Source organism: Shewanella nanhaiensis (genome assembly GCF_019457885.1).
Lineage (GTDB): Bacteria > Pseudomonadota > Gammaproteobacteria > Enterobacterales > Shewanellaceae > Shewanella > Shewanella nanhaiensis.
Window position 1 is genome coordinate 133,855 of sequence record NZ_JAHZST010000010.1, and the last position, 13,149, is coordinate 147,003.

The following is a 13,149-nucleotide window of genomic DNA, read 5'->3' on the forward strand; positions in this document are numbered from 1 at the left end:
GAGTTTAAAAATGTCGAATAGCAGTAGCACAAAAATTTTGACTCCAGACGAGTACAAATCAAAATTTGAAGGAAAAGAGGAAAAAGCTCTTACGCAAGCTCTTGATATTCGTAAATTTGAGATTGACCTTTACTGGAAAAGAGCTACGTATTTTTGGACATTTATTGCCGCAACTTTTGCAGGTTTCGTTGCAATTCAAGCTTCCACTTCTGAAACTAAGATTGACTTATCTATTATCATTAGTTGTTTAGGTTTTGTTTTTTCTTTTGCATGGTTTTGTGTAAATAGAGGGAGTAAATTTTGGCAAGAAAATTGGGAAAAGCACGTAGATGTATTAGAAGATGATGTTACTGGCCCATTATATAAAGTCGTTCTTTCAAGAAATCAAAATGGTAACTGCAAAGACAAAGCTGTTCATCTAATAACTGGGCCTTCGAAATTGTCTGTGTCAAAAATAAATCAGATTATTAGTTTATACGTAACTCTGTTATGGGGGATATTAGCATTTTATTCTCTCCCAGAATTTGACTGTAACGCACCTGTTAATTGGTTTTATGTTACTGTAATTGTTTTGAGTTTTGTTACTTGTGGACTATTTCTTATATTAGGAAAGTCATATTCTGGTGGTTATTATCATACTGCAGAACTACGTAGTTCAAGAGTAAACCCGGGCAACTAACAAGATGCTCAAGAACGAACACAAAAGTTTGGCTTGTCGTTCGTGCCTCACTAATTTTAAGCCAAACCTTTTTAGCCGCTTAGCACGGCTTTAGGTATATATGAGTATTCCCAAAGTAGATACATGGTTTTTCGAAAAGCTAGAATTTCATTATCCTGACATTTTGTCGGTAAAACTGGTTGAAGGAATAAAGTCAGATGAGAGTGAAATGGTTTTATCTGACACCGAAAAACCAATTGGACCATATTTTCCTGTTCGGGTATTGCGTACTATTAAGACACCCATTTTAATTCTAACAAAAATCAATCCCCTTTTACTTAGCTAGAATAAAGCTCTCTTTACTCCCTTAAGCTAAAAACTTCACTGAGTGCTCAGAGAAATTGATTCAAAAGAGGGAATATAGGTCAACTTACTGAAGAGTAGGCAGCAAGTGCATCAAGCAGGGAGCTTGATTGGTAAAGCGTACTATTTTATCTAAAACAAGTGATCTAAGTTGTAGTACCTAAGCGCTGTCTAGCCAGCGATGGCAATTTGCAGCACCTTGCCTGCGCTTTTTCTCTTGATGTTCACAAAAGGCATCTAACTCTTGAAGTGTGCCTACTGCTCCTTTAAATAAACGGCCAAAATCAGTCGAGAGCTTTAACCAGTTTTCTTGAGGAATATTAAGCCTATCGAGTATTCGCTGTGAAGTTTGGCTAATGGCACCACGTTTATCCTGTCTAATAATACGCCCTGTATCATCAACGAGTTGTAGGTAATCTTTAGCGTTGAACATGAGTCCTTTTGGCATATCCTTGCGCTCATTACCCACAAATGGCAGTAACGATGTTGGCTGCTCGCCATCTAATGCCGCTTTTATACGTCGCTGTATACTAGTGAAGTTTGAGCGCTCCGGAGTTGTCGCCATCTTGGCTCGGATAGGGTTAAGGTCTACATAGGCCATGCAAGCCAATATGGCCGCATCATCGAGCAGGGCTTGAGATTTAAACCTTCCCTCCCAAAATCGCCCTGTGCACTTATCTTCTTTGTTCGCCATACGTGCAATGGGCTCATTTAGGGCACGCATAAACCAACTAATATCACTTAATCGACTTCGATATTGCGCTATAGAGTGCTTTAAACTATTAACTTCAAAGCTTTCTACCACTTCACCTTTGGCAAACTTTTGCGTGATATCAGTGCCCTTAAACAAGCGATGCCAATGCTCAACCACCTCCCTATCACTCCAAGCGTTAGCTTCATAGATATCGACTCTCAACACCAAGTGCAAGTGATTGGACATTACTGCATAAGCTACTATATCGATTGCAAAGACCGCTGCTAATTTCAGTAACTGAAATTCGACCCAATCACGTCTGTGGTCGTAGTTCTTACCAGTAAGTACTATTAAGACACCCATTTTAATTCCGGACACCTACTATTAAGACACCCATTTTAATTCCGTACTATTAAGACACCCATTTTAATTCTAACAAAAATCAATCCCCTTTTACTTAGCTAGAATAAAGCTCTCTTTACTCCCTTAAGCTAAAAACTTCACTGAGTGCTCAGAGAAATTGATTCAAAAGAGGGAATATAGGTCAACTTACTGAAGAGTAGACAACAAGAACATCAAGCTGATAGCCTGATTGGTAAAGCGTACTATTTTATCTAAAACAAATGTTCTAAGTTGTAGTAGCTAAGCGCTGTCTAGCCAACGGTGACAGTTTGCGGCGCCCTGTCTGCGCTTTTTCTCTTGATGTTCACAAAAGGCATCTAACTCTTGAAGTGTGCCTACTGCTCCTTTAAATAAATGGCCAAAGTCAGTCGAGAGCTTTAGCCAATTCTCTTGAGGAATATTGAGTCTATCAAGTATTCGCTGTGAAGTTTGGCTAATGGCACCACGTTTATCCTGTCTAATAATACGCCCTGTATCATCAACGAGTTGCAGGTAATCTTTAGCGCTAAACATCAGTCCTTTTGGCATTTCGTTACGTTCATTACCCACAAATGGCAGTAACGATGCTGGCTGCTCGCCATTTAGCGCTGCTTTTATACGTCGTTGTATACTGGTGAAGTTTGAGTTTTCTGGAGTTGTAGCCATCTTGGCTCTGATAGGATTAAGGTCAACATAGGCCATGCAAGCCAATACGGCCGCATCATCAAGCAGGGCTTGAGACTTAAACCTCCCTTCCCAAAACCGCCCTGTGCACTTGTCTTCTTTGTTTGCCATACGTGCAATAGGCTCATTTAGGGCACGCATAAACCAACTAATATCACTCAATCGACTTCGATATTGCGCTATAGAGTGCTTTAAACTATTAACTTCAAAGCTTTCTATCACTTCGCCTTTGGCAAACTTTTGAGTGATATCAGTGCCTTTAAACAAATTATGCCAATGCTCCACAACCTCCCTATCACTCCAAGCATTAGCTTCATAGATATCGACTCTCAGCACCAAGTGCAAGTGATTCGACATCACCGCATAGGCCGCAATATCGATAGCAAAGACCGCTGCTAGCTTCAGCAACTGAGATTCGACCCAATCACGTCTGTGGTCATAGTTCTTACCAGTAAGTTCATCATCGCCAAATAGAAATGCTCTTCTTGTGACACGACTGCAGCAATGATACATAGGTGTATCTTCTAAACTAATTTGACTTCTTCTTGGACGGGGCATAACAACCTCTCATTTCAGCTCATAGGTAAAGCGTAGTAAGAGGTATCTAGATGTGCTATTAATTATGGGTGGCTTTATAAATCCTGTTAGGTGGGTGTATTATCCATATAAAGCTAAATCAAGCTGGTTCAGTAAGTTATTTAGGACGTTATACCCAATGAACAGGGAGAACAATGAGTATTAAGCCAGATTGGAATGAAATAGCAATTAGGATCGGCGATAGTTTAAGTCATGACGACTTAAATTCTGAATGGTCTATAGAGTGTAAAAAGTGGTTAGAGTCAGTAGCCAATGAGTTTGGTAAAGAATATCGAATTGAAGAGTCACCAAATTTCTCGATAATGTCGAATGAAAGTGATCGTTACATTCACGTCTTTTCTGGCTTACTAGAAAGAACATTAGAACGAATCTTAAACACTCTTAAAGGGATTGCTTCCGACGAAGGACTTGGAAAGCACGTAGCTTTAATCTTTCAAGATATTGATCAATATTACGAATATGTCGGTATGTTCTTTCCCGAAGAGGGTGAATTCGGCCTTAGCTCGGGAATGTACATAAATGAGGGTTATGGTCATTTTGTATTTCCATCTCAAGATATAGATTATGCCGAGCCAATTGCAGTACATGAACTCACCCATGCGTGCTTAGTACATCTTCCTATCCCATTATGGCTAAATGAGGGGATGGCTGTTCTGATGGAAGATGTTCTAGCTGGTCACCGTCTTTTTCTAAATAAGGAGATGGTTGAACGCCACCAAAGTTACTGGAATGAAGAAACTATTCAGAGTTTCTGGTCGGGAGAAAGCTTCATGGCAACTGATGAAGGTCAGGAACTTAGCTATAACTTAGCTCATATTCTTACCCGAAATATTTGTCAGGATTTTACTGCTTTTGCAAAATTCAGTAATAACGCAAATTACGAAGATGCAGGTGAATTAGCTGCCCAGAAATATCTTGGCTTATCTCTTACACAAATAGTTGGTTCATTTCTTGGTGAAGGAAACTGGCAGCCAGATGGTAGGCTTAACAAAGCGCTGCAACCGACGACAAAAGGAGTCTCTAGCAGTGGATGCTATATCAACAAATAACCTTAACTCAATGCCAGAAATATCGGAGTTAAAAAAGCTACTCCAATCACTGGCTATGCTAGATGCGATTATGTCCCCTGAATGGGACGAGCGGTATTATTCTTTTAACTCTAAATGGGATGAAAATGAGCAAATGGGCTCAATGAGAAATGGTTGCGGTGATGACTTCTCTGTACTATTCAATCAAGCTGGCTGCTTTGTTAAAGGTTTTGATCATGAATCTGCAATGTCTTCTTGGAATACTGGCAAACAGCAGCCTTGGCCAAACTTGTTAAAAGGGTTACCACCTGAATTCTTAGCCGCCTCTAAAGAGCCTGCTTTTTCTATGGAAAATATTTCATTTTGCATCTGGAAACTGCACTCAGTAAACTCTTGGAGAATAGGTGATTTCGAATTCGCTGTTGGCGAAGATCCTGATGGTTCAGAATACCTTCTAGAAATTTTTGATGGAGATCCTGATACTTATAGAGTTTTCGCACAAGAGTACTATGAAGTAGATTTAGACATTGCAGTAATTGAAAAGGTGTATCGTCATTTACCTTTAACAGATAGGTTGGTTAAATCAATAAATTCTGAAGTATCACTAAAGGAATTAGAGAAGGATATTCTAGAAATAGGTTACCCTAGCATTAATGCAACATAATAAGGCTTTCAAGTCGAACTCGTAGCAGCTACTCAGTTCCACCCGTTTCTCATTTTAACAAGCATCTATACGCTATTATAAATGGCGTCAGAGGTACAAGGTCAACATGCATAAAACGATTACACTATCAGAGTACGTAAAAAAGCGTAATGGTGTCGCTCTTGGCGCATCGGGTTCAATGACAAATATGCTCAAACGTTCGCTAGGTGCAAGTTCGTTTTATCTATTTTGGCAATATTGGAACCCAATTTGGGGTTATTACCTTTCTCGTAGGGTAATGAAGCCATTAAGCCAACGACTTCCTATCTGGCTAGCAATTATCATGACTTTTGCAGTCAGTGGCGCATTGCACGATTTGGCGATAACTCTAGTAAAGTGGAAGTTAACCTTCTTCTTTACCCCCTGGTTTTCCTTAATGGGCTTTATCGTTTTGGCAACAAAGAGATTTGATATTTCATACCGTGAACATCACTGGTTGATTCGAGCAGCAATAAACAGTTCAATCATCGCAATATGCTTAGTGATAACTCGCCAGTATGCCTAAAAAAATTGATTTTTGTCTCCATCGGTCCCCTACTCTATTTAGTACTAAGGCCAATTGATATAAGGGCACAAAATAACGCTAAAACCTAATAGGATTTAATTTGCGCAGGCTCGTTCGTTAGCAAGTGTAGACGGCTTGCACAAAAAAGAAGTGCGATGGAAAAAGTCGCTATTAGAAAAGAGAGCGTCCACTCTTGATGTAAAAATAGGGAGGCTCCGCCTGTCCCGATGATATGTCCAGTGGTATGGGCTCGCGTTAAGTATCCACTGAGTTTGGCTTGTTTTATTGTGTTCTCTTCACTTGCCAATAAACGAGCCGTGTACCAGGCAGGTAAACCTGATATCGCAAATATAAGCCCAAATAATGATAGCCCTAACCCCCACCAAAACTCGCCAAACACTAATAGTGTGGTACTGCCGAACATCAATGCAAACAGTAATATCGGGAGAAATAGTTCAGGTCGTCGTTGACTTAAAAGTGGAATAATACGCACCTGATATAGAATAAGAAGAACGCTTGTCACCAGCATTAAAGAGGCATACATATCTGAACCTTGCTCTCCACGATAGCCCTTTAAGTTTAAGAACTCCAACGCATAGAATTGAAACACTGCTACGATTGCCGTAGTCATGATGGCAGAGGCATAAATGAAATATTGACGATCTCTAATAGTCACTAACTCTTGTTCAGTGCCTAAGGGAGTTTGAACAAACTCAATGTCAAAACGGCTGAATAATACCGGTAGGATCATCACCACTGGGAGCAGCAGTAAATATTCAAAGGAAACTGGAAGGAATAAAAGACTCGGGCCAATTAATCGCCCCAAAGTTAAGGCACTGCTTAAGCGAGATAATGCTGCAGATGTCGCATCATTTTTTGCAGCCAAAAGCATTTGTGCCATAGGAAGAAATGCACAGCTAAATGCACCGACCAACATTCGACAAACACCTATTTGCCAGACATGTGGGCTCTCACTGTAAAAAGTGGCAACAAATAACAAGTTAGCGCTAATAAAACCTAAAGCTGCTATGTGTAATGTACGAGTAACGCCCAACTTTTTTGCAACACTTCCCCAACGACTCGCCCCAAACCAATAGCTCACTAGATTCAAATTAACCGCAAGAACTAATACACCTAAAGATGGTGAATTTGGCGTCTGCTCACTCCATGTCATTAAGGTCGGAATAGCTGCAACGACCAGCGTTTGGTTAATACCCAGAGATATCAATGCCAAGAACAAGGCATACTTCATGGTGGACCGCACCCCAAAAGAGAATGATTATCATTGCCATTATGATTACTATTAATGTAACATCGTGTCAACAGTATTGCTAAATTAGTTTATTTTTATGAAACAAAAATCACCTACTGTTGTTTTTGTTACTTTTTTTAACTTAATTGATCGGATAGCGGGCTTTACATGATAAACAGTGAAGATTGGCAAAAGATAAACACTTCTCTATGCGCAAAAATTATTTCAGAGCTTCACTACGAGGAGCGACTTCACCCTACAGATAAAGGGGATTACTGGCAGTTAAAAACCCCACACAGAAACTGGGAATTTAAAGCCAAAGTGACGATTTGGGGAATGCTTGAGATTGAGCCCTACTCCATTACTTGCTCCGACAATCTTGCACCACAAGCGTGCCAGCTATTGTTGGATACACGAGAGATGTTAAAAATCTCTGATATAAATCTTGCAAACCTTTTGGAAGAGATTCAGCAAACGCTTTATAGCGACACAGTTAGGCTAACTAAACTACAAGGAGTGACTGCTTCGGATCTGGTCTCTATGGATGAAACAGAGCGCCAACGTTATATTGATGCACACCCTAAAGCTATCGCAAACAAAGGCCGATTAGGTTGGGGGGAAGCATCGCTAAAAAGCTACTCACCTGAGTCAGGAACTCCCTTTCAGCTTCATTGGCTAGCCATAGACAGATCATACTGCAGTTCAGGGATCAGTGAAGAGATTAATTACCTTCAGATCCTCAACAATGTTTTAGGGGGATCAGGGGTGCGTTCTCTGACCAGCAAATTAGGAGAAGACTCCGATAAGTATTGGTTAGTCGCGGTTCATCCATGGCAGTATCAACGTTTTTTAACCGGACAATATGCAAGTCTGTTTGCAAACAAAACCATTATAGACCTTGGGGAGCTAGGACCTGCTTGGTATGCACAGCAGTCAATTCGAACATTAAGCTCTGCATCGCAAGACGTAAGGTTTGATGCAAAAACAGCACTCAGTATCTTAAATACATCTTGCTACCGAGGGATCCCCGGTAAGTTTATCGTTCAAGGACCAAAGTTATCAGCTTGGCTAAAACAACTAGCAAATGAGGACTCGACGTTAAGAACTTGCGGCTTGCATGTTCAGCAAGAAATTGCTGGTTTCTACTGCCCGCATCCTTATCAATCTCAGATCGAGCAAGGTCCTTATCGATATCAAGAGATGCTAGGTTGTATTTGGCGAGAGCGTGCTGAACACATATTAAATGCTAACCAGCGCCCCATCACTATGGCAGCCCTAATGCAAACGGATTTACATGGAGCTCCGCTCATTGGCGCTTTGATAAAAAAATCGGCTATTGATATCGAACCTTGGTTAGAAAAGTTGTTTTTCCATGTTGTAATACCTGTCTACCATCTAATGTGCCAATACGGAGTTGGACTTGTGGCGCATGGTCAAAACATTACTCTTGTACTAGAAGATCACCAACCTGTCGGTTGTATTATCAAAGACTTTCACGGCGATCTGAGAATTGTTGATCAAGACTTTTCAGAGCTGGACTCTCTCGCATCAGAGATAAGAGGCACACTAACTCGGCTCCCTGCAAACTACTTGATTCATGATCTATTGACTGGCCATTTCGTCACAGTATTACGATTTATTTCGCCTAAAATTGCCACTTTGGGACTAAGTGAAATAAAGTTTTATCGATTACTAAAACAGGTCATTAACACTTATCAAGCGCAGCACCCTCATCTATCAGATAGATTCACGCAATTTAATCTGCTTACGCCCGATATCGATAAAGTTTGCATCAATCGCGTTCGCTTTAAAATTGGTTATGGTGACAGTGACGAGCGACCTCTACCAGACATAGGAAAGCCTATCAAAAACCCATTAATGCAGTAACTTCCCTACTCTTTAGCATTTAATGTCAGCCACGTTTAAAGAGTCAAGATTAGCCTAGAGAGCTGAAACAAAAAAACCATCAAGCCTGTTGAGGGGTTGATGGTTTTTAATTTTCAAACGACTACATCACTACAGTTGCAGTTAAATGATTAAATCTAAGAGTAAATTAGAATAAAGTTGGCACACCAAGATAGGTAATGACTAAGCGGTTTTGATATTCATTCTTGTAGTTCCAGCGTGAAATATCATAGATAGCTCTCTGATACCGCGCTTGGATAAACAGGGTATCCCCCTCCTCTAGGTGCATCACACCATTAACCGATGCAATACCAGGAATCGCACAACCAGTATCACTTTCAACAAAAGCGACTGGGCCTAGTGAACTGTTATTTCCTGGAGCCGTCGCATTTGGAATTGAAATACCAATACGCATTAAGTATTTACTGCCACACTTAAGTTGAGCATAACGAGCATCAACATTATATAGGCCCGTTGCTGGCGCGGTAAAAATATGTGAATTAATGTCGAATGAGGTATTGAAATTGATCTTAGTCTTATTATATTCAACGACCTTTATTCTGCCATTATTCTCTTCTGTAAGTTCATCTCCAGATATGTGAGCATCAACGACTACTTGATGATTCGGGATCCAAGTTGCCTGTGCAGATGTTGCAACAAACAATGCCAAACCAGCAGTAAAAAGTGTTGCTAGCGTATTTAGTTTTTTCATTTATTTCCCCTATTTACAGTTCATTATTCCGAGGTAATTTCATTTTATAGATAATTAAGTCAGATAATATGATAAATCAGCGTCAATATTCTGACACATCCTGAAACATTTGTGAACAACAATCACACAGAAAAATAAAGGGAATAGCGGTTCTGTTAACAAACCAGTGTGACGTTTTAGCTTGGACAGAGCGCTTCACGCCTAGTTTAGTTACATATCACAGCTTAAAAACTATCTCTATAGCATTGAGCGCTGCCATATAGCACCTTATTTTAATTGTAGTTTTTATAACGCCTTTAAACAGTGTGCCGTAACCTCTTCGATGAGGCAGTAATTAATCAAAACGCCTTCCTCCTAAAGTAGGAGTTAAATCCATATAAGCATCAATAGAAGGAGTATTAGCCTCTGTTATAGGCTAGCTAAAGAAGCTCAAAATAAAAAAGAGGAACATTTGATAAAACAATCATTTGGAATAATAAGTGGAGTGAACGGCCTGATTTATACTCTCAGCCTTCCATTGCTATTCACTGCAACGGATGCAGAAGCCGATGATACACATTCACCAGAAGTGATCACAGTCCTTGGTCAAGCCATTGATCATGAGCTACAAACTTACCCCGGTGCTCAGCAACATGCGGATATGGAACAGATCGAGCGAAGTCTGGATACCAACATAGGCCACTTCCTTAGGGACAAGTTTGCGGGGGTCAGTGTTAATGATGTGCAGAACAACCCTTTCCAGATGGATCTGCAGTATCGTGGCTTTACCCTATCCCCTCTGCTCGGTTTACCCCAAGGCATGTCTGTCTACGTCAATGGCGTACGTTTTAACGAGCCTTTTGGTGACACAATCAATTGGGAGTTAATTCCATTATCCGCACTTAACCAAGTCAGCCTCTACTCAGGTTCAAACCCGCTTTTTGGGCAAAATACCTTAGGCGGTGCCTTGGTACTGGATCTCAAAGATGGTTTTACTTTCCAAGGCACCTCTGTAGAGCTAAGAGGCGGAAGCCATGGCATGGATCAGCAAACCCTTGAGACTGGTGGTAATAATGGCGAACTGGGTTACTACGCAACCATTAGCCGCTATCAAGAAGACGGTTGGCGTCAGTTCTCCCCCACCGAGGTGACACAGTTTCTTGGGCGGCTCAGTTGGAAGGCCACCGACAAGTCTCGCTGGGATCTGCTTACCGCTTTCAGCCAAAGTGATCTTATCGGCAATGGCGCTGTCCCCTATGACTTAATGGCCATAGAGGGCAGAGGTGCGGTATACACTCACCCAGATAAGACAGAGACAGATCACAGCTTTGCAGCGTTATCGGGTAATTTCAAACTCAAGGATAATATGGCCGTCGATCTGAACCTTTACTACCGTAACGGCCAAACCGATTCACTCAACGGTGATGACAGTGACTTTGAGGAGTGTCTTGATTCAGGCGAGGAGACCCTTTGCGATGAGGATGATGAACCAGTTAAGTTTCTCAACCAAGACGGCACTGCATACTTAGGAAGTTTAGAGGAGCTAGGCTTAGATGCAGACGAACTCGACGGCCTTAATAACACCTCAAAGACTGATCAAAAAGCGATGGGAGCCGCGGCTCAGTGGACCATTGATTCACAACTAAGCCAGATGAATGTGCAGTGGCTCTTGGGAGCGGGTATCGATTATGCAGATATAGATTTTCAGTCAGATACAGAGTTTGCAGAGCTACTCAATGATACGGCTAGCTCTCCCCGCGCAACCAAGGCCATCGGCTTGTTTGATGCTGACTCTGTCGTCAGACTCGACAGTGAGCGCCGTCACTATTATGCCTTTATGGCTGCCAGTTTAAAGTTACGGGAGGATTTAACGCTAAATTCGGCACTCAGGTATGACGCAACCAATGTTCATATGACTGATTTAGCCCCTGGCGATGACGGCAAAACCTTAGATGGCGATCATGATTTCAGTAATTTCAGTCCCTCCGTCGGCATTCACTGGGCATCAAGTGCCGAAACAGCACTGTTTGCTTCCTACGGTCGCTCCGGCAGAGCACCGACTCCGGTAGAGCTAAGCTGCGCCGATCCTGAGGCTCCCTGCAAACTCCCCAATGGTTTCGTATCCGATCCACCACTAGAGCAGGTGATCACAGATACATTTGAGATAGGTGCAGAGTACAGCAGTGATGGCCTTTCATTGGGACTAACCCTGTTCCATGCCCGAAATCAGGATGACATCATTTTCCAGCAGGCATCGGGTCTACCATCTGAAGGCTTCTTCGATAATGTAGGTAATACTCAACGCCAAGGAGGAGAGGTTTTCTATAAACAGCAGTGGCAAGATTGGCAGTTAGCTTTCTCTTACAGCTACCTCGATGCCACCTTCCAGTCTGATTATATCTCGTTCAGTCCCAATAACCCACAAGGCGGAGATAGACAGGTAAGCTCAGGTGATGCGATACCTGGTCTACCTAAACATAATGCTAAAGCAGGTCTTGAGTGGTATATCGGTGACCTAACCCTAGGCAGTGATATAAAATACCAAAGCGGTCAGTATTATCGGGGCGATGAAGCCAATGAAAATGAGATGATATCAGGTTTTACCTTAGTAGATCTCAAAGCGATATATCAGATCAATGAAAATATCTCCCTTTATGCTCGCATCGATAACCTGTTTGATACCGAGTATGAAACCTTCGGTGCCTATGGTGAATCCGATGAAGTACTGGATAATATCTATCCTGGATTTGACGATGCTAGATTCGTAGGACCCGGCGCCCCAAGAACCTATATCGGGGGGGTTAAGGTTAAATTCTAATCCCACATACTTATTTCTGTACTATCTCAGCACTATCTCTGTGCTGCCCCAAAATTCACCACACTCTGGGTAAAAGTCGGGAGAAGTTAACTCCTCCCCACCTTTGCCCTGCCAATTTCTGGTCTTAACTCTTTAAGAATTACATAGTTGTTCTGTGTTCAACGTTTTCAAATAATGAATCAACTAACGAAGAGATTAGCACCATGAATATAAAAACTAAAAAATCACCAAAATATATTAAAGCCGCCACAACATTAGCCGTTCTAGCCTGCTTAGGGATCAGCAGTATCGCTCAAGCGGTGCCTTGGTGTCACAGAGGAACAATTGTTCAAATTGCCGATGTCACGTGGAACCAAGCTCAAATCATGGCTAACTTTACCGGCAGCATTCCAGGTGGCGTAGCGGATACAGAGGTCTACACCACCTACCACTCAACCTACAATTACGCCAATACATTTGCAGGCGGTGGCGGCGGATTTGGTGGTTACAGTGTACCTGGATCAGGTCAAGTAAGGGTTATTCATTACGCCCCTTACACCTTGACCAATATGGTGGGGCCTGGTTACTACTACACCAGCCAAGGGGTTAAGTTCAAGCTGGATAAATGCTACACCATTCCACCACTAATGGAGCATAAAGAGGTCGCTAGATTTGAGCCCACTAATCCAGAAACAGGCATTGAAGTTGTTCCCTATGAGAAGTTAGAAGCCATGCAAGAGTATTGGCGTCAAAGTGAAGAGCAAGAGAGAAAATAACCCTATAATAAATAGGTCCTTAAGGGCCTATTTATCCATATAGTTATTCTTTACTAATATAAAAATACAAATTTAATGTTAAATTGAGATAATTCTACTTTCCATGATAGGTTTA

12 protein-coding genes are annotated in these 13,149 nt (G+C 41.6%); 7 read left to right on the forward strand and 5 right to left on the reverse strand.

Annotated features, from left to right (window positions below):
- The first annotated feature begins 10 nt into the window (after positions 1-10).
- Entirely contained in the window at positions 11-679 is a 669-nt protein-coding gene (locus K0625_RS14620) for a RipA family octameric membrane protein (protein WP_220110365.1), read from the forward strand.
- 150 nt (positions 680-829) lie between these two features.
- Here the strand turns inward: K0625_RS14620 and K0625_RS24715 are convergent, their stop codons facing one another.
- From K0625_RS24715 to K0625_RS14630, 3 genes are all read right to left on the reverse strand, one after another.
- A complete protein-coding gene (locus K0625_RS24715) occupies positions 830-964 on the reverse strand; it encodes a hypothetical protein (RefSeq protein ID WP_269902804.1) in 135 nt (44 codons plus the stop codon).
- A gap of 217 nt (positions 965-1,181) precedes the next feature.
- Positions 1,182-2,078: a transposase gene (locus tag K0625_RS14625; protein WP_232847113.1), complete on the reverse strand. Its 897-nt coding sequence runs from the start codon at positions 2,076-2,078 to the stop codon at positions 1,182-1,184.
- Positions 2,079-2,357: 279 nt separating this feature from the next.
- Positions 2,358-3,338, reverse strand: a complete 981-nt coding sequence (locus K0625_RS14630) for a transposase (RefSeq protein WP_220110366.1) — start codon at positions 3,336-3,338, stop codon at positions 2,358-2,360.
- A gap of 173 nt (positions 3,339-3,511) precedes the next feature.
- On the opposite strand from K0625_RS14630, the gene K0625_RS14635 reads away from it, so the two are divergent.
- The 3 genes from K0625_RS14635 to K0625_RS14645 all read left to right on the forward strand — a co-directional run bounded on the left by K0625_RS14635 (position 3,512) and on the right by K0625_RS14645 (position 5,613).
- Positions 3,512-4,426, forward strand: a complete 915-nt coding sequence (locus K0625_RS14635; protein WP_220110367.1) for a gluzincin family metallopeptidase — start codon at positions 3,512-3,514, stop codon at positions 4,424-4,426.
- Positions 4,404-5,069, forward strand: coding sequence for a hypothetical protein (locus K0625_RS14640; protein WP_220110368.1), 666 nt, complete (start codon positions 4,404-4,406; stop codon positions 5,067-5,069). The genes K0625_RS14635 and K0625_RS14640 overlap by 23 nt, the downstream gene beginning before the upstream one ends.
- 106 nt (positions 5,070-5,175) lie before the next feature.
- Positions 5,176-5,613, forward strand: a complete 438-nt coding sequence (locus K0625_RS14645) for an acyltransferase (RefSeq protein ID WP_220110369.1) — start codon at positions 5,176-5,178, stop codon at positions 5,611-5,613.
- 85 nt (positions 5,614-5,698) lie between these two features.
- Here K0625_RS14645 and K0625_RS14650 read toward each other — a convergent pair whose 3' ends face one another.
- Positions 5,699-6,865, reverse strand: coding sequence for an MFS transporter (locus K0625_RS14650; RefSeq protein ID WP_220110370.1), 1,167 nt, complete (start codon positions 6,863-6,865; stop codon positions 5,699-5,701).
- Between the two features lie 168 nt (positions 6,866-7,033).
- On the opposite strand from K0625_RS14650, the gene K0625_RS14655 reads away from it, so the two are divergent.
- Positions 7,034-8,752 (forward strand): IucA/IucC family protein, encoded by a 1,719-nt coding sequence (locus K0625_RS14655; protein ID WP_220110371.1) that lies wholly within the window; start codon positions 7,034-7,036, stop codon positions 8,750-8,752.
- A gap of 166 nt (positions 8,753-8,918) precedes the next feature.
- On the opposite strand, the gene K0625_RS14660 is transcribed toward K0625_RS14655, so the two are convergent.
- Entirely contained in the window at positions 8,919-9,482 is a 564-nt protein-coding gene (locus K0625_RS14660; protein WP_220110372.1) for a hypothetical protein, read from the reverse strand.
- Between the two features lie 484 nt (positions 9,483-9,966).
- Between K0625_RS14660 and K0625_RS14665 the strand changes: the two genes are divergently transcribed.
- Both K0625_RS14665 and K0625_RS14670 read left to right on the forward strand, forming a co-directional pair.
- Positions 9,967-12,279: a TonB-dependent receptor gene (locus K0625_RS14665; protein WP_220110373.1), complete on the forward strand. Its 2,313-nt coding sequence runs from the start codon at positions 9,967-9,969 to the stop codon at positions 12,277-12,279.
- Positions 12,280-12,482: 203 nt separating this feature from the next.
- Positions 12,483-13,034, forward strand: a complete 552-nt coding sequence (locus K0625_RS14670) for a hypothetical protein (protein WP_220110374.1) — start codon at positions 12,483-12,485, stop codon at positions 13,032-13,034.
- Positions 13,035-13,149 lie beyond the last annotated feature (115 nt).